Source organism: Actinotignum sanguinis, assembly GCF_003957255.1.
In the GTDB taxonomy this organism is placed as follows: Bacteria; Actinomycetota; Actinomycetes; order Actinomycetales; family Actinomycetaceae; genus Actinotignum; species Actinotignum sanguinis.
Genome location: NZ_QDIE01000005.1, coordinates 1 through 17578 on the forward strand (window position 1 = coordinate 1; position 17578 = coordinate 17578).

The 17578-nt window shown below is 61.0% G+C and carries 12 protein-coding genes and 1 tRNA gene; 9 read left to right on the top strand and 4 right to left on the bottom strand.

What is annotated here, in order from left to right:
- The first annotated feature begins 333 nt into the window (after window positions 1-333).
- Both DDD64_RS02320 and DDD64_RS02325 read left to right on the top strand, forming a co-directional pair.
- Window positions 334-1329 carry an LPXTG cell wall anchor domain-containing protein gene (locus tag DDD64_RS02320; RefSeq protein ID WP_126134848.1) on the top strand — a complete coding sequence of 332 codons (996 nt, stop codon included), beginning with the start codon at window positions 334-336 and terminating at the stop codon, window positions 1327-1329.
- Window positions 1330-1357: 28 nt separating this feature from the next.
- Window positions 1358-2239 carry a LysR family transcriptional regulator gene (locus DDD64_RS02325; RefSeq protein WP_126134849.1) on the top strand — a complete coding sequence of 294 codons (882 nt, stop codon included), beginning with the start codon at window positions 1358-1360 and terminating at the stop codon, window positions 2237-2239.
- 135 nt (window positions 2240-2374) lie between these two features.
- Here the strand turns inward: DDD64_RS02325 and DDD64_RS09130 are convergent, their stop codons facing one another.
- Both DDD64_RS09130 and DDD64_RS02335 read right to left on the bottom strand, forming a co-directional pair.
- Window positions 2375-4852: an AAA domain-containing protein gene (locus DDD64_RS09130; RefSeq protein WP_338119666.1), complete on the bottom strand. Its 2478-nt coding sequence runs from the start codon at window positions 4850-4852 to the stop codon at window positions 2375-2377.
- 52 nt (window positions 4853-4904) lie between these two features.
- The gene (locus DDD64_RS02335) at window positions 4905-7493 is read right to left on the bottom strand and encodes a DUF4011 domain-containing protein (RefSeq protein WP_164545878.1); all 2589 of its coding nucleotides are present in this window, start codon (window positions 7491-7493) and stop codon (window positions 4905-4907) included.
- A gap of 334 nt (window positions 7494-7827) precedes the next feature.
- Here DDD64_RS02335 and DDD64_RS02340 point away from each other — a divergent pair, with 334 nt between their 5' ends.
- Window positions 7828-8613, top strand: a complete 786-nt coding sequence (locus DDD64_RS02340; protein WP_126134852.1) for an L-threonylcarbamoyladenylate synthase — start codon at window positions 7828-7830, stop codon at window positions 8611-8613.
- Here the strand turns inward: DDD64_RS02340 and DDD64_RS02345 are convergent.
- Entirely contained in the window at window positions 8610-9200 is a 591-nt protein-coding gene (locus tag DDD64_RS02345; protein ID WP_126134853.1) for a GDSL-type esterase/lipase family protein, read from the bottom strand. The two genes, DDD64_RS02340 and DDD64_RS02345, sit on opposite strands and share 4 nt — an antisense overlap.
- A gap of 185 nt (window positions 9201-9385) precedes the next feature.
- Between DDD64_RS02345 and DDD64_RS02350 the strand changes: the two genes are divergently transcribed.
- From DDD64_RS02350 to DDD64_RS02370, 5 genes are all read left to right on the top strand, one after another.
- Complete coding sequence (locus DDD64_RS02350) at window positions 9386-10687, top strand: hemolysin family protein (RefSeq protein WP_126134854.1); 1302 nt, start codon at window positions 9386-9388, stop codon at window positions 10685-10687.
- Window positions 10680-11705, top strand: a complete 1026-nt coding sequence (locus tag DDD64_RS02355) for a hemolysin family protein (RefSeq protein WP_126134855.1) — start codon at window positions 10680-10682, stop codon at window positions 11703-11705. The genes DDD64_RS02350 and DDD64_RS02355 overlap by 8 nt, the downstream gene beginning before the upstream one ends.
- Window positions 11706-11898: 193 nt before the next feature.
- Window positions 11899-13551 (top strand): M23 family metallopeptidase, encoded by a 1653-nt coding sequence (locus DDD64_RS02360; protein ID WP_126134856.1) that lies wholly within the window; start codon window positions 11899-11901, stop codon window positions 13549-13551.
- Window positions 13551-14411 (top strand): glycerophosphodiester phosphodiesterase family protein, encoded by an 861-nt coding sequence (locus tag DDD64_RS02365; protein ID WP_126134857.1) that lies wholly within the window; start codon window positions 13551-13553, stop codon window positions 14409-14411. Before DDD64_RS02360 ends, DDD64_RS02365 begins: the two co-directional genes overlap by 1 nt.
- A gap of 221 nt (window positions 14412-14632) precedes the next feature.
- On the top strand, window positions 14633-15577 hold the full coding sequence (locus DDD64_RS02370; RefSeq protein ID WP_126134858.1) for a zinc-binding dehydrogenase: 945 nt from the start codon (window positions 14633-14635) through the stop codon (window positions 15575-15577).
- Between the two features lie 119 nt (window positions 15578-15696).
- Here the strand turns inward: DDD64_RS02370 and DDD64_RS02375 are convergent.
- Window positions 15697-15769: transfer RNA gene (locus DDD64_RS02375), tRNA-Arg, on the bottom strand.
- A gap of 130 nt (window positions 15770-15899) precedes the next feature.
- On the opposite strand from DDD64_RS02375, the gene argS reads away from it, so the two are divergent.
- Window positions 15900-17576, top strand: a complete 1677-nt coding sequence (argS, locus tag DDD64_RS02380) for an arginine--tRNA ligase (RefSeq protein WP_126134859.1) — start codon at window positions 15900-15902, stop codon at window positions 17574-17576.
- The last annotated feature ends 2 nt before the right edge of the window (window positions 17577-17578 follow it).

Here is a 17578-nt window from a genome sequence, read left to right on the forward strand (position 1 = left end):
AAGACTATTAGTGGGAAGGACGTTATTGCTTGACCGGTATCTGATATCCAGTCCTTATTAGTATCGAAACCAGAGAATGACAATCATGATTCGAGAACACAGATACACCACTACCCAGGACTTGACCACCGGCAAGAAACGCTATCCGAATCTAGCAATACCGGCGAAGAACACAAGATCATTAGGGTTACGGTATCGCTAACCGAAGCTGCGCGGGCTAGTTATCGCTTGGCGGGGGCTGCGCCGTCGTGGGAATACGTGCTAAAAAAGACCGCAAAAATCCGGGTACCGGTCGCCCCGCCGCCGCTTTTAGTGCGCGGAGACGATTGCCGCATGCCCGCAACTCTATCCTTCGATAGCATTCCCTGGACCACTCTGGTCTACCACTACGAAGTGCGAGCGATGGATAGCAAGGGCCAAGAAACCAGCGACCCGAATCTTATCGTCCGCTACCGTGTAACCGCCACCTTGCTCCCGGCGCTACGCGATAGTTATAGCGTTATCGTCGGGGATTCCGGATGGGATGACGCAAAAGGAATTAGTTACGAGTTCGACGCCGCGCCCAATTGTCAGGCGGTTATCCCGCGCGCGCCAGAGCTGCTTCCCGCCCCGCAGCAAGGCGGATACGGAATGGCTCAGGCCCCGTACTACAGCGACGACGATCCGCAGCGTGATCTTTTTGTGTACACGATTGCAAACGGGGGATACAACGCCGCCGGGCAGCAGGAAGAAAACGGTGCTTATGCGCTTGTGACCGTGCAGTTAACGGAAACTGCGGCGAAGCGCTACCGCATCGGCGCGCCTACCCTCAACGACAGTTACCAGATTGTGGGCGAGGAAGCTCGCTGGGTTTTGAAGCTCCCCTTCGTGCCCTTCTGGGAAATCCCGGACAGCGCTCCGAGTGTGGGGCCGTTGCCTAGTGGGTATCCGAGTGCGTTTGTTCCGTCGGTGGCTCCGAGTGTGGGGCCGTTGCCTAGTGGGTATCCGAGTGCGTTTGTTCCGTCGGTGGCTCCGAGTGTGGGGCCGTTGCCTACCGGGCATCCGGAGAGCGCGGTCCCCACGGCGGAGGCCCCCACTCCCTCTGAAACAACGAAAAAGGCCACACCTCCCGCGCCGGCATCAACAACGGCATCAACAACGACGCCAACAACGACGCCAACAACGAAAAGTGAAGCAGCTACCGCACAGGCGTTGCCGGCAACCGGTGGCGGCGGGATCGCCTTGTCAGTAACCGCAATAGTTTTGGCAGGTTTGGGGATGCTCATTATCCGCAAGTACCGCGAAGACACGCCCGCACTTCCTGTTCCGCGCAGCGGCGAAACAGCATAGTGGGAGCCGTAGAAATGGAGAAAATGGAATGAAGCCAGAATTGCTAGAAACGCTGATCGTCCTATCCCGAGTGGGAACAATGGAAGCGGTAGCCAAAGAAATGGGGTGTACATCCCCCGCCATTGTGAAGCGCATCCAAGCCCTCGAAGAAGAAGTGGGCCAGAAAGTGGTTGAGCGGCGGGGCAGGCGTGGCTCCATCACCCCGGCCGGATGGCGTTTGATTGAGCGCGGCTACCAGATACTCGCTCTTATGGAAGAAACAACTCAGGAACTCCGTACCATGCGCGAGGACCCCCACGGAACCGTGATGATCGCAGGCCGTGAAAGCAGCGCCTTGGATGAACTCGCCAGCATTATGGGCCGTGCCCGGGCTAGGTATCCCGGCATTGGTTTTAGCGTCAAAGCTATGGAACGCGATCAGATCGCCCAAGGATTGAGTAGTGGGGCGATATCCTTCGCGGTTCTGGATGCCTCCTGGGATTCCTCCCAATGGGAAACCCTCCCGTTACCCACCGAAGATAAATGGGGTTTGCTGGTCCCAGCTGGGAGTGACCTGGCCGAACTGAGCGTGGTTTACCGTGCGAATATTGTCAAACGCGCGGTCATTATGCCGGCCGAACCGAGCAGGGAACTCGGTTACTGGCTAGGCAAACATAGCCAACTAACGATCCGCGGCACCTACAGTAACCATCGCGAAGCGCAGATGATGGTGAAAGCTGGGGTGGGGGAGGCCCTGGTCTTGGAAAACGCGAGTACCTCGGGTGTGGAAGGTTTGGTATTTGTACCGCTGGATTGGTTAGTTGCGCTGCGGTGTGTATTGGCCTGGGATAAAAGCGTATTGCGTGGCCGAGCGATGCAGGCTTTCCTGGAGGAGGTACGGGCCTGGTACGGGGGCGGGCGGCTTGCCTAAACCGCGGAATCACTCCCACAATCTGGGATTTTCGTTAGTCTCGGGAAAATGCATACTGCCCGGCACACCGGCGTGGCATGCGCCGGACCTGAGTCGTGCAACTTTTTGAGTTTTATGTTTGGGGCTGCGGACTGTTTATTGGACATTAGGGAGTGAACTCCATTTTTCGTCGTCAAACATGACAGCCAGCAGCCACACCTTGCTCCCCGGTTCGCGCACCACGATATCGAGGGTGTAGCTCGAGAGGCCGTAATCGCCCTCCACTTCCCAGCCGCGCTCACGCAGCGCGCGCATGAGTCGGTCACGGACCGGGTTGTCATTAATACTCAGGGCGCGGGGAATCGCGGAGCTCCCTTCCGCATCCGTATCCGCTGGCGCGGCAGCTGCGCCGTCGTTCTGAGTGCGGGCGCGAGCCCGTAGCATATATTCACGCAAGTTCTGCATTCCGCGCGACCGGGTGCGATTGAGATCGATGTCTTCCGGATCAAAGGAGGTGACCACCAGAACCTCGCTGCGTGCGCGGGTAATGGCTACATTGAAACGGCGCTCACCGCCTTCGCGGCTGAGCGGCCCGAAATTGAGGGGGAGTGGCCCACCGGGCTCGCGCGGTGAAAATGCTGTTGAGAAAATAATGACATCGCGTTCGTCGCCCTGGACGTTCTCGAGGTTCTTCACGAAAAGTGGATCTTTTTCCTGTTCCATTGCGGCGCGGATAAGGGGATCGCGCGAGTCTTCAAGCAAGTCCAGGATAAGGTTGCGCTGCTGGATATTGAAGGTGACGACACCGATTGATTGGTGCGCTAATGCCGGAGAATTAAGGCGCCGGTGAATATCACGCACAATTTCTTCGGCCTCCACCCGATTGGTTCGGAACGTGGCACCGCGGCTGCGGTCGAATGTTCCATCCACGCGCCGCATACTCACACCCGCGCCGCCGAAAAGTCCCGCGTTACCGGGCGAAGGAAAACTGGAGAGTTTGCCTTCGTAATATGCCTCATTAGAGAAGGCGATGAGGGATTCATCCCGCGAGCGGTAGTGCCAGGACAGCCAGAGGCGCGGAAGGCCCGATTCAACGGCCTCAGAAAGAATAGATTCCAAATCGCTTACGACTGTCTCCACAAGCGGGCGATCTGGATCGTCGAGGTCCTCATCATCGCCGCTAAAAGGACCGGTTTTCCCGAAACGAGTGGGTGGCATCTGCCGGCTGTCTCCGGAAATAATAACCGCTTTGGCGCGGCCGATAGCACCCATTGCCTGATCGACGGTAATTTGGCTCGCTTCATCAAAAATGACGACGTCGAAAACTACGGCAGTGGGGTCTACGAAAGTGGCGAGCGATGCCGGACTCGCAAAGAAACAGGGAGTGGCTTCCAGGATCTCCTCGGTGAATTCTTCAAGCAACGAGCGGAAGCTGCGCGCCCCGCGTTTGCGATCTAGGTTGCGCCGCAGAGTTCCTACTTTTCCGTGGAGTTCCCCGGGCCGGAAGGAACGACGCGCCATGAGAGTGGCCGGCAGCGCCTGGGTGGCTTCACCTTGAATGGTGGCGAACGCTTCCTGGAGACGTGCAAGATCCGAGCTATTTTGTTCCGATAGGGAAATATGACCGCTGAAGGAACGCATGCGTTCTTCGGCACTGGTGGAGGCTACTCCGCGGCGGAACGCGAGGGAGATATCGCGGTCTGGCACTTCACCTATTTCGATTTGGTGTTGGAATTCTTCCAGACCGTTGTCGCGCAAGATAGCGGTGGCGCGGCGCCACTCAACCGCGGCAGCTAGGGAATCTCGCCCGGCTGCTGACCAGCGCGGATACCATTCTTTGAAAACGCTCATCCGCTGGTTCTCCGCGGGGAGCTGTAGATCGGCGGCATGCACCCAGGAATTCCAGGTGGCGCTGATCGCCTCGAGCGCGGCGCGCACATCATCCATGTTGTTTGTGCGGCGAGTCAACTCAACCAAGGCGGGGAAGCGAGTAGATAGTTCCACAGAACGCTCGAGAGAGCTCGCGGCCTCCGCGAGAACTGCCGGAGCGCTCGGGTCGCTCAGGGGAACGCTCACTCGCTGCCGGGCTCCTGGAATACTCTCTAATTCTGTCTCCAGATCCGCAACCGCGCGGCGCATATAGCTGAGCCGGCCGAGCGCTGCTCGGACTGCATCGGGGGAGTGCTCTCCCTCGGTATCTGGCTCTTTGCCTGCGGGCAGCGCCGGAATGAGGGCCGAACGATAGGCTGCCAAGCGTTTCTTTTTCCCGAAGAAGCCGCCTTCCGCGAGATCGTCGAGCGCGTGAGTGAGTGAGGAGGTCTCGCCGTACGCGAAGAATGTGGGGGAGAAAAGGTCGGTGAAAAACTCCAGTTCGGGAGCGAGCCGGGCAAGCTTATCGGCAACCGAGGCGATTTTCCACGTGGATGAGGCCAGATGCCGTGCTTCAGCCGGATCCAATAAAGGCGTTGTGCCATCGAGTGCTTTGCGCACGTCCGCAAGTGGGACACTCTCGAGGGTATCGGCAATCTCAGGGTAGTGCTCGCAGTGCGAGGCCATGATCGCGAGCCCGTCAAAAGCACGTATGAGCTCAGGGAGCGGGGCGTGATGAGGGCCTATCGGCTGCCAGGCGGACATAGCGGCCAGATCGGTACTGCGCGCTCGCACCGCGATATTGGGCAGAGCTTCGTCAATAGCAGCAATAGTCGCACGTGCATTCGGATCGGTGACACAGCGTTGCGGAACTACCGCTACCGCACCCTCGCCAAGATCGAGGGAGGCGGTGACAGCTGACCATAAGCGAATGCCCGGCCGCATTCATTCCGTGCACGAGCGCCGGATAGGCCGCGAGAGGTTCTAAACGGGAGCGTAAGAGTGCGCGCGCATTATCCCAGCGGTGCATATCGTAATGAACACTCGCATCAATCGCGCCGCGCAATTGATCCCGAATCGCCTGCGGGCGCTGCTCTCCACCGTGTAAATCGAGAATAAAAGGTGCCAGGCCAATACGCTCCATACGTGTTTTAACGACGTCGAGCGCAGCCTGCTTCTCCGCTACGAACAGTATCCGTTTCCCCTGTTCTAGGAGATGGGCCAGAATATTCGTAATTGTTTGAGATTTCCCGGTTCCCGGAGGGCCTTCCACCACGAAGCTATATCCCTTGCCGGCAGCCGATACCACGCGCATCTGCGCGCCATCCGCGGGAATAGGAAGATTAAGCTCCGCCTCATTCGGGGTAGTGTCCTCAATCGGTGGGAGGTCCCCCGGTTCCACAAAGCTTTCCCCGGGATGCAGCGTTAGGTGTTCAAACACCGGAGATTCCATAAAAATATCCCAGTGATCGCGCAGATCACGCCACATTCCGAACGTGGAGAACTTTGCGATCCCGAGGTACGCATCCCGGGTGACGGTAAAGGGAAGATTTTCGCGGACAAGCGCGGCAGAAATCTCACGTAGAACGTAGTCGATGTCGAGACCGGAGTCATCAAGCTTCGGTTCGGAAAGTGCGGTGATATGCACGCCGTGTTCCTGATGGAGCCATTCCACCAGAGAATGGTTGGGGGTGGCCTCGGCACTGTTATCGGCTTGGATCGTGAAACGAGAACGGCCCGAACCTCCCCGTAGCCGTACCGGGAGCAGGAAAAGCGGTGCGCGGGCATCTTTTCCGTTTTTGCTCGTATAGCGCATCGTTCCGAGCATGAGGTAAAGATTGGCGGATCCCGTTTCTTCTGCAAGAGTTTTCGTGGTACGGGCCAAGTTTTTAAAGAAGTCGGCGTAACGGTAGTCCGTCACGTGCCCGAAGAGGATTCCACGTTCGCTCAATTCTGAGCTCACCTCAGAATCGGATAAATCACTGACATCCGTGGTTCCGCGTAGGAAACGATTATCGGAAAGATCATCCTGAGCTCGCATCGTAATACGATCCCCGCGCGAGATGCGATCATCGATATCCGCCAGCATTCCGGCCCGGACCTCGAACTCAAGAACTTCCTTAGCCGGTTTGATATTGAGGAGTCGATTGCGCAAGGTGAGATCCAATAGCTCGCGCTTCCAGCGCTGGACACGCGCGGGGGCCGGATCTGCTGTATCCAAGGTGAGATGATCCGCGGAGTCTTCCAGCCGCAATTGCTGTACCAGCTTTCCGGCAGCCCGAATATCAGCCGCGGGGGAGGACAACTGAGTGCTAGAAGTGGAGGTGTCTCCTGCGGTTGCGGTGTCCGGCAGTGCGGAGGCCGGCGGCGCTTGGGTGGGAAGCGGGCGCAGGCCGTCTCTATGGGATTCCGTCAGTCCGATGAGGGCAAGGACGGTACCGTCTGTGAGCTGTGCCTTGGTGCGGTTGAGATTATCGGAGAAGCTGAGTGAGGCATCGTAAAAAGTGGCATCTAAGGCAAGAACCGCACCGGAGCGTAAATAATTATTGATGGCCGCCGGTTCGGTAATAACCGGTTCGCGCAGGCCATCCTCCGTGGTTGCAATGCCGACAAGGGCGTGGCCCGGCACCAGGATAATAACCGGAAGAAGGCCGCATGCCTGCGCTAAAGCCGCATACGCGAGAACCAGGTCGATGCAGGTCCCCGCTTGTGCGGTGAGAACTTCCTCAGTGGTGCGAATGCGCTGGCCGGTATTCTCGAAAGAGGCAGGCGGGGTGACGTAACGGATATCTTCAGCAGCTAAGACTGCGTAGACCGCGGACATAATCTGGAGAACCCGCTCGGTACCGGCCTGGTACCCCTGCACTGAGGCATCCCCGGTAGCCTCTTTGAGCAAATCAGAAACCTTGCGCACAAGCGCGGGAATTTGCGGCGCATTGGGCTGAGCGAAAGCTGCCAGGGACTCAAAATACGCCGGAGCGTGGAACCACTCATTCGGAGCGAGGATACGCAAACTGGTGCGGGCGCTTTCGGCCGTGCTACTTCCTTCGCACCGCAGGTGCGCCTCAAGGGTGCCCGGTTGTGATTCGGTAGCTTGTAACAGCGGATTATTCGGATCTAGGCGAGTCTGTTCAAGGAAACGAGGCGCTATCGCGGTAGTTTTTCCGGGGCGAAGTTCGGGGACGGGAACGGTGATGTCAAATAGTAGATTCGAGCCAATGCGGGCGGTGAGTTCCAGATGTGCGCATTCACTCGCCTCGCTTTCTGAGCTATTGGAAACGAGGATATTTTTGACAACCGGAACCTGGTTATGGGCGAGCGCCCAGCCAGTTTTCCCGGCATAGGAGATCTCAACACGGAGGATTCCGGATTCCACAACAAGAACGTCGACTCCCTCAGATCCCACTCCGCTCATTCCCGCTAGTGCCTTTCCGTATGGTTTTCATTCGCCGTGTCCCCATTGGCAAACGGCAATATCCTCGACAGTCCACGTGCTATGTTACTCCGGATAGTCCCCGCACAGGCGGGTATTTTGATCCGCGGAACACTTCCCGAACGTCCAGAATGTGAACAAAATGTCTCAAAATCTGGAATTTCCATTAGTCTCGAGAGCGCGCGGTTTCCCTGGCGCGGCACGCGCCGGGCGGCGTCGTACCGAAAAGAACGCGGCAAGGAACTTTGCGTGAACGTTTCGCGGAGAAACGCAAGCACCCACGGATGAGAGAAATAAGGAGGCCCGCGTGGCTGAAGGATATGTGCACTGGAATGGCGAACTGAATACGGAAGCCACCCAGCTACTTCGCGCGGGCGGCGCCATGTGCGTGCTCCCCACCAAGGTCGGCTATATTATCGCCACCACGGATTCGGCCGGGCTGGAACGGAAATTTGCGGTGAAGAATCGCAAGCGCAATAAGCCCGCAGTGGTGCTGTGCGGCTCTATGGAAGAACTGGAAACCCTGGCGCAGCTGACCCCGGAGATCCGCGATTTTTACCAGAAGAACTGGGACGAGGATATCCTCATGGGCTGCATCCTGCCGTGGCGGGCCGAGGCGGCTGAAAAATACATTCCCGAAGAAGGTGAAGCGCGTAACCTGGTGCGCGACGGGCGCGGAACCTCCTGCTTCGTGATCCGCTACGGCAAGGCCGCCGAGCAGATCGCCGCGGAGCTGTGGGAAAAAGATAAGAAGCTCGTTTTCGCTTCCTCGGCGAACCCCTCCGGGCGTGGGAACCGTGGCAAGGTGGAAGGGATTGGAACCGATATTGCCACCGAAGCGGATCTGGTGATCGAAGCTGATGATTACGTGACGTCCATCCAGCCTGATGCCTCCGAAGCTACGCGCTGGGAGCAGGGCGTTATGGTGTCCTTCGTTGATGCGGCGGGGAACCTTGTTCCCGAGCAGAATGGGCAGCGCATGGTCACCCCCGCGCCGGTGCTTATCCGCAAGGGCGTGTACCTGGATCGGATTCTCCAGCTGCTTTCGGAATCCTTCCTCAGCTGGGATTTCCGGCAGGGAGCGTACTACTAAAGAGCTTCGCGAATCCCGAGCCACTGGTTCCACCCGTGGTGGAGAACCAGCCAGGCCATGAGCCCGTAACCGGCCTGGCGGGGAGTGTAACCCCCGCTCAGGTCCATATCGGTATTCCACTGTTCGTGATCAACGAGCGGGCTGAAAGTATCAACGAAGGGGAAACGCCGCCGCTCCGTGACATCCCGGTAGGCATTGGACAAATTGAGCTGCACATCGCGGGGCAGATCCGGGCGCGGAGGCGGGCCCACCACGAAGGGGCGCATCCGCATCCGGTCCGCGGAATCCAGCAGATTCGCCAGGTGCAGGCGTGCCCGCGCCATGGTGCCGCCGCGCTCCAGATCGTGACTGCCCAGCCCGATAACCAGGCGTGCTTCAATTTCCGGTCCGGTACGTAAAGCAACTTCCCGCTCCCAGCGCTCGGCCATCTCCGAAATGGTTTCCCCGGGAACCGCCAAGGTGAGAGGGAGAAGCGGAGGATCGGTGAGAGTGCGTGCCATAACGCGGCCCGTCCACCCGAGCGCCCGCGCATCGCCGTACCCGGCCACCAACTCATCGCCTATGAAGATGACACGTAAAGAATCCACGGCTGCCTCCCTTGTTACTACGTAAATCCTACCGTGCTTGCCGCGCGGTCCGGTTACGTATGCTCGCGCCCGCGCGGCTCACCCACACGGTTCGGCTCGCGCCCGCGGTTCGGCTCACGCACTACGGCTCCCGCGCGGGAGGTGGGAATCGCTAGACTGCAAGAAGTACCTATCTTGGAGTTTATGTGACCAACGCTCTTCTCTTACTTCTTGGCATCCTCCTCACGCTGGGAACCGCGCTTTTCGTGGCCGCGGAATTCTCCCTCGTGGCCCTGGATCCGGCCGCGGTGGAATCGCGTGCTGCGGAGGACCCGGCCGCCGCCAGTGTGGCCGGACGCCTCCACCACCTCTCCCTTTTCCTGTCCGCGTGCCAGGTGGGCATTACCATCACCACGATCCTGCTCGGCTACGTGGCCCAGCAACCCCTCACGGAAATACTGACGGGCTGGCTCGGTGCGGCCGGAGTGGCACGTGCCGCGGCGGTTGCTATTGCCGCGGCCGCGGCCTTCCTTCTCGTCAATCTCTTCTCCATGCTCTTCGGGGAACTGGTGCCGAAAAATATGGCGCTGGCCGAACCGCTGCGCACCGCGGCCCGGGTGGGCGGCCCGTTGCACGCCTTCAGCGTGGTCTTCAAACCCGTGATCGTTTCCTTCAACGCCACCGCGAACTGGCTGCTGCGCCGCATGGGCGTGGAGCCGGCCGATGAAATCTCCGGGGCGCGCTCGGGCCCGGAACTGGGCGCCCTGGTGCGCCAATCCGCGGCGGCCGGCACCCTGGAGCCTTCCACCGCGCGCCTGCTCACCGCCTCCATTGGCGCGGGCGGGCTCACCGCCATCGATATTATGACCGACCGCGGCCGAGTGGAGTACCTGGAAGAAACAGCCTCGGCGGCGGATGTTATTACCGCGGCCCGCACCACCGGCTTCTCGCGTTTCCCCGTGGTGGGCGAGGGCGGCCTGGACGATATCCGCGGTTTCGCGCACCTGCGCCCCGCGGTGGCCATTCCCGCCGAGCGGCGCGCGGATGTGCCCGTTACGTCTTCCTCGGTGATGCGCGAAGCATTTGCGGTGCCCGAAACGATGGAATTGCCCGAGCTCCTGGTGGTGCTCCGGGATATCGGTGGCCAAACGGCCGTCGTCGTTGATGAATACGGCGGTACCTCCGGAATCGTGACGCTCGAGGACGCCGTCGAAGAAATCGTCGGCAATATCGCGGACGAACACGACCGTCGCGGCGGCGGCGCGCGCCGCACCGCACCGGGAACCTGGGTGGTGCCCGGATTGCTGCGCCCGGACGAAGCTTTCCGTATCTGCGGGGTGCGCCTGCCCGAAGACGGCCCCTACGAAACCCTCGGCGGGTTGATTATGGCGGAACTTGGCCGCATTCCCGTGGTGGGGGACACGGTGGAGGTCGACGACGCCCAGCTGACCGTGCGTGCTATGGACGAGCGACGCGTGGAAACGGTGGAGGTGAAAATCCATGAGTAATACCCTCGCCCTTATCCTCACCGTACTGTTGCTCGCCGGAAACGCCTATTTCGTGGCCTGCGAATTCGCATTGACCGCCTCGCGGCCCTCCCGCCTGGAACCGCTGGCGGAAACCAACCCGCGCGCCGCGAAAACCCTGGCGGCATCCCGTAACCTCAACGAAATGCTGGCCGCCTGTCAGCTCGGCGTGACCCTGTGCTCGGTGGCGCTCGGGGCGCTCGCGGAACCGGCGCTCGCGGCTCTCCTGCTGGTGCCGCTGGCCGCGGTGGGTGCCGGGCCGGTCCTTGCCCACACGATAGCTTTCGTGCTGGCCCTGCTGCTCGTGACGGCATTACACGTGATTCTAGGAGAAATGGTGCCGAAGAATCTCGCGGTCACCCACCCCGAACGCCTCGGCATGCTTTTTGTGCCCTCGCTCCTGGTGTTTGATCGAGTATTCCGCCCGGTGACCGGATCGCTCAACTGGCTCGCGGTGCATATCGTTTCCTGGATGGGGATGAAACCTAAAGACGAGGTCATTTCCGCTTTTACCGCCTCGGAAGTGGCGGCGATTGTGCACGCCTCCCAGGCGGCCGGGGTGCTCCAAGATACCCAGGGGCTCATCACCGGAGCGCTGGAATTTTCCGAACACCGGGTGGGGGATACCATGCTGCCCCTCGAAAAAGTGGTGACCTGCGCGCGTAACGCCACGCCCGCGCAGGTGGAACGCCTGGTCGCGGACCACGGGTATTCGCGTTTCCCGCTGGTCAGTGGCGGGAATATCGTCGGGTACATTCACGTGAAAGATATTCTCGACGCCGCGCAGCGCGAGCTGCCCATCTCTGCCCGGTTGGTGCGCCCGGTCCGCAGCCTCGCTGCCAGCACCAGCGTGGAGGATGCCCTGCGCACCATGCAAACCTCGGGAACGCATATGGCCATCGTGGAAGATAACGGAACGGTAACGGGTGTGATCTTCCTCGAAGACGTCATTGAAGACCTCGTGGGTGACGTGCGTGATTCCATGCAGCGCCGCTCCTAAAACCGCAAGATAGCGCGGATGTAGTGGGGTGCGGTGGCGGTGCTCAGGGAGCGCATCGGCGCGGGGAGCGCGGGGTGCGCTACGGCTCATGTGGTGAAAACTCTTTGCCTTTCGAGCGCTGACCGTTATCATTTTGTAACAGTGATAGGCCGGTGGATTGACCGGTCTCAGGGCGGGGAAAATTAGGAGAGCAGTGAGCGCGGCACACCACACCTCTCGCGGCGGGCGCAGGGCCGTCCGGGCGAGTGAGGCTCCGCAGGAGCGTGGCGGGAAACGCGCCGTGCGCAACGCTGCGGATGCGGGTGCGGGGCTTTCGCGGCCCGCGGGCTCGCGTGCGGTGGCTGCACGCGCAGCGCATCCATCACACGTTGCGCCCGCTGTGCACGCTGTGCACGCAATTCCCACTCCGCATGTGGCGCCCGCTTCGCCTGAAACTCCTGCGCCTGCTGCCGGCCATGCCCGCCGTGCCGCCGCGCCGGTATCCCATGCAACTTCCCGAGTGGTGGCTAGCGCAGAAAGTACTGGCCAGGTGCGCACCTCCGGTAAACGGGCCGAAGCTTCGCAACCCACGCGGCGTGGGCGCCGCGCCGCCGCCGTCGCTCCTGCTGTAACGGATGTAACGGTTGCAGCGGTCGTAACGGTTGCCCCACCCGCATCGCTCGCTCCCGTTACCATCGCCGCGGCGGGCGCAACGCTCGCAACGGTGCGGGAACTTCCCGCGCGCGGCAAACGTGCCCGCGCTGCGGTGCCGGCAAGCACCGAACCGCTTACCGCACCGCCGGAAGCTACCTCGCAGCCGGAAGCTACCCGGTTAGGCATACTGCCGGAACCTAGTCCCACCAGCGCGGCGCACCCCACCCCGGAACTGAAACCGCAGATGGAAGTGGGGCGCGGGGCCGCTTTCGGCGTCGTTCTTCCTTCTTCTTTGACCGTCGCTGCCTGCGAGGCAGCGCCCACCGCGGGAATCACCACCGATAGCGAGGGCACGGAAGTCCTCTCCGAATCGGATATCGATGCGGCGGTTCGCGCGGGAGAAGCCCGCGGGCGCGCGCAGAACCGGGAGCGTTCGGGCCGCATCCTGGCCGGAGCTGCCGCACAATGGGCGGTGGCGTGTTCCGTTTCTCCCTACCGCAATATTCTTATCGGTGCGGTGGCCTGCCTGGGCATGGTACTTCCTGTTATGTCCACGTTGCAGGGCAATGCGGCGCAGGCCGTCAACCCGGCTTTTGTGGCCCCCATGGCCGAAGAATTCACCACCCCGGCCCAGCTCACCGGGGAAGTGGGCGCTATTCAACGCGCCCAGGCTCGCACCGCGGCAGAAAATCCGCGCCGCGCCTGCCCTACCTCCGCCGGCGCCTCCGGGACCCGCGCCGCTTTTGATATCCCCACGGATCGCCTCATCGTCAAGCCGCTTCCCGAGGGGAGTTACCGCCTCACCTCGCCGTTCGGCACCCGCGTGGATCCGATCTCCGGTGAGGTATCCTCCCACGCCGGGCAGGATTTCGGCGCTCCGGCCGGCACCCCGATCCACGCCATTGCCGACGGCGTGGTCAAGCACGCTGGCGAAGGCATCCAGGGCCGCTCAAATAATCTCATTATTATTGAGCACACCATTAACGGGGAGAAATTCAGTTCCTGGTATATCCATATGTACGACGACGGAGTATTCGTCAAGGCCGGTGACAAGGTCAAGGCCGGTGACGTGATCGGAGCGGTGGGCTCGAATGGCTATTCCACCGGCCCGCACCTCCACCTGGAGATTCACGCCGCGAATGACGAACTCCTCGATCCGCTCGCCTTCTTGGAAGAACGCCAAGCCCAGCCCCTCGAGGCGGATTGCAAGTAATGGGGCGACTCTACGATATTGATGGGCCGGCGCTCATCATCGCCCACCGCGGTGGCGGTAACGAATACCCGGAAAACTCCCTGCGCGCTTTTGATGCCGTGTACCGCGCGGGATTTCGGCATATCGAATCGGATGTACATACCACCGCGGACGGGGTGGCGGTTATCCTCCACGATCCGCTCCTGGACCGCACAACGGACGGCGTCGGCCCGGTCAGCGCGCACACCTGGGCGGAAGTCGCGCAGGTCCGTAACGAAGCCGGAGAACGCCCGCCGCGCCTGGACGAAGTGCTCGACGCCTTCCCGGATGCTGTTTTTAATCTTGACGCGAAATCCGATGCGGCCGTGGAACCGTTGGTGGCGGCGGTGCGGCGCACCGGGGCTGCCGGCCGGGTCTGCCTGGCCAGTTTCTCCCAGGCTCGCGTGGAGCGTATGCGTAGCCAGCTGCCGGGCGCCACATTTTCGCTGGGTCGCTCCGCGGTGGCCTGGCTCATGGCTCTTTCCCGCTTGCCCGGGGTGCAGGGTGTGCGCATCGCCAAATTCCCCGGCTCGCAGCGCGGCTTCCAGGCTGTTCAGGTGCCGGTTGATATCGCGCTGCCCCGCCCGCGTTCGCTACCCCGCCCGCTTTCGCGCTCGCGCCGGGCTGCGGGTGGTGGCAAGCTGGGGCGCCCGGTTCCCGTGCTCACCGCGCGTTTCGTGCAGCTTGCCCACGCGCAGGGCCTGGCGGTACATGCTTGGACGATTAATTCGGCCGTTGAGGCGGAGCGGCTTCTTGACCTGGGTGTTGATGGCATTATTACCGACGAACCGAGCACCATGCGCAGCTATTTCGACCGTTCGCAGTACTCGGTGCGGATTTAAATCCCCGGTAGCGGGAGGGGAACGCTGCCGGTAGCGGCGGCGTCGTGCTTATATTCCGCGCGGAAAGCTGCACCGCACGAGCGCGTGCCCGCGTGTATTCCCGCGCCACGCTCTCAGCGCAACTGCCGCGACAGTAGTGACGAAGTAAACAGGGGCTGTTAGGCTGAAAGTACCTTGCGGCGCATCGAAGCGCCGCTACCGCCACACGCAAAGGAGTTGTGATGAAGGCTTGGCAATTTACGAATACCAATGAACCGCTTGTTCTCAACGAGGTACCTGAACCGAAGGCCGGTCCGGGTGAAGTGGTCCTGGAGATGAAGGCGGCAGGTATTTGCCATTCGGATGTCGGGCTGCTCACGGATGAGGGCTGGCTGTCCATGCTCGTCAAGCGTCCTATCACCATCGGGCATGAAAATTCGGGAGTTGTGGCTGAAGTTGGTGAGGGCGTTACGGAATATCAGGTCGGGGATCGCGTGGGTGTGTGCCCCACCACCGCGGCCGGGGCGCCCGGCTATAGCTTCGACGGCGGTTTCGCTCCGAAGATGGCCGTTCCGGCCGAAGCGCTTGTTCCCCTTCCGGATGAAGTCGATTTCATTCTCGGTGCCGCAGCAACGGATGCCGGGATGACCTCGCACGCGGCGGTTGTGACCCAGGGCGGCCTGCGCAAAGGCCAGACCGTGGGGATTATTGGTCTGGGCGGCCTGGGGCAAATCGGGGCGCGGGTGGCGGTGCTCGCCGGCGCGGATGTGTACGTGGCTGAAATCAATGAGAAGGTGTGGCCACTGGCGGAAAAGATCGGTGCCAAGTGCGTGAAGAAGGGCATTAAAGACTTCTCGGACATCACCTTTGATCTCATCGTGGACTTCGCCGGTTTCGGTACCACCACCGCGGATGCCGTAGATGTTATTCGCCGCGATGGCACCGTGGTGGTTGTGGGCATGGGCAAGCTGGAATCCCTTATTTCCACGAAGAGCCTCATCCTCAACCAGTGCCGCCTCATTGGATCTAATGGCGGCACCAAGGCCGATATTGCCGGCGTATATGATTTTATGGCCACCGGCAAGCTCACCCCGCAGGTGACCACCATCCCCTTCGAGGAGATCCCCGAAGGCATTGAAAAGCTCAAGAACCACGAGGTTGTGGGGCGTTTGGTGGTTGAGTACTAAGCGCCGGTAGCGTTCTCGCGCCTCACGCGGTGCGGGAACGACGGCGCAGCTGCGGCCACCAGCTCAGCACGATGGGCCCGCGTATCTTTCGATACGCGGGCCCATCATTGTGCGATTTGTGCCCCGAACAGGATTCGAACCTGCGGCCTTTCGCTCCGGAGGCGAACGCTCTATCCCCTGAGCTATCGGGGCGCACTGCGCTACTTTACCACGTTGGTGGGCGCCAGGAAAAATACCGCGGATTCTCCAACGGAGTGCCATATCGTATGCGGCTGCGGGTGGCGGTGCAATTTTGTCGGGCTTAGCACGTACACTTAGATACGTGACTCCGGAAGAACTCAGTGCATGTATCGCGGCGGAAATCAGCGCCGCACGTAATGAAGGTCAGCTTCACCTCGATGGTGATATTCCCGCGGTGAAAATCGAGCGCCCGCGTTCGCGTGAGCACGGGGATTGGGCCACCAATGTGGCTATGCAGCTCGCCAAGCGCGCGGGAATGCCTCCGCGTGACTTGGCCACCCTGCTGGCCGGGCGCCTTGAGGGCGTCGCCGGTATCGCCCAGGTAGAGGTAGCCGGCCCCGGTTTTATTAATATTCGCCTCTCCGCGGGTGCGGCCGGGGAACTGGCCCGCACCATCGTGGAGCAGGCGGAACGTTACGGTTCTTCACAGGCCGGTGCCGGGACCACCGTTAATCTGGAATACGTTTCGGCGAATCCCACCGGTCCTATCCATATCGGGGGAGCGCGGTGGGCCGCGGTGGGGGATACCCTCGCCCGGATTCTCAGCTTCACCGGCGCGAATGTCGTGCGCGAATACTATTTCAATGATCACGGCAACCAAATCAATCATTTCTCGGAAAGTTTGCTGGCCGCGGCGCTGGGCCGCGAAACACCGGAAGATGGCTACGGTGGAACATATATTTCCGATATTGCGCAGCAGGTTATTGACCAGGAGCTAGCTGCTGGCCATCCCGATCCGCGCACCCTCCCGGAAGCCGAAGCGCAGGAAGTGTTCCGCGCCGGGGGCGTTGAGCTCATGTTCGCGGAGATCAAGCACTCCCTGGCAGATTTCCGGGCCGAATTTGATGTGTTCTTCCACGAACAGTCCCTTCACGATTCCGGAGCGGTTGCCGCGGCCATTGAAAAACTGCGCGAACGCGGTGTTATTTACGAAGAAGATAATGCGGTGTGGCTGCGCTCCACCGATTTCGGTGATGATAAGGATCGCGTTATCGTCAAATCGGATGGGGAAACCGCCTACTTCGCCGGTGATATCGCCTACTACCTCGATAAGCGCCACCGCGGGGCAGATCACGCCGTCTATATGCTCGGCGCGGATCATCACGGCTATATCGGGCGCATGTATGCCATGGCCCGCGCGTTCGGGGATACCGCAGGTAAGGGCGGCAATATGGAAATCCTCATCGGCCAGTTGGTCAATCTCAAGCGTGATGGCGTTCCGGTGCGCATGTCCAAACGCGCGGGCACCGTGGTGACCCTGGAAGATCTGGTGGATGCCGTGGGTGTGGATGCGGCACGCTATTCGCTGGTGCGGGCCTCGGTGGATACCACCCTGGACCTGGATCTCAATGTTCTCGCTTCGCACACCAATGACAACCCGGTCTACTACGTGCAATACGCGCATGCCCGCACCGCTAATGTGGCCCGTAATGCGGCCGAACACGGGGTGCGGCGCACGGATGCTTTCACCCCGGAACTGCTGGAGCAGACCGATTCTGATCTGATCGGGCAGCTCGCCCGTTTCCCGGAAGTAGTTTCCCTGGCCGCGGCCAATCGCGAACCGCATCGGGTGGCCCGCTACCTGGAAGAGCTCGCGGGTGCCTACCACACCTGGTACGGCAAGGCTCGGGTCACCCCGCGCGCGGATGAGGAAGTCAGCGATCTGCATCGCACCCGCCTGTGGGTTAATGATGCGACCCGTCAGGTTCTCGCTAACGGGCTGCACCTGCTCGGGGTCAGCGCCCCGGAGAAAATGTGAGC

Excerpts from the sequence above, each read along its gene's own strand:
- DDD64_RS02320 (WP_126134848.1), top strand. The coding sequence starts at position 334 with ATGCCCGCAACTCTATCCTTCGATAGCATTCCCTGGACCACTCTGGTC.
- DDD64_RS02325 (WP_126134849.1), top strand. The coding sequence starts at position 1,358 with ATGAAGCCAGAATTGCTAGAAACGCTGATCGTCCTATCCCGAGTGGGA.
- DDD64_RS09130 (WP_338119666.1), bottom strand. The coding sequence starts at position 4,852 with ATGTCCGCCTGGCAGCCGATAGGCCCTCATCACGCCCCGCTCCCTGAG.
- DDD64_RS02355 (WP_126134855.1), top strand. The coding sequence starts at position 10,680 with ATGAGTAATACCCTCGCCCTTATCCTCACCGTACTGTTGCTCGCCGGA.
- DDD64_RS02365 (WP_126134857.1), top strand. The coding sequence starts at position 13,551 with ATGGGGCGACTCTACGATATTGATGGGCCGGCGCTCATCATCGCCCAC.
- DDD64_RS02370 (WP_126134858.1), top strand. The coding sequence starts at position 14,633 with ATGAAGGCTTGGCAATTTACGAATACCAATGAACCGCTTGTTCTCAAC.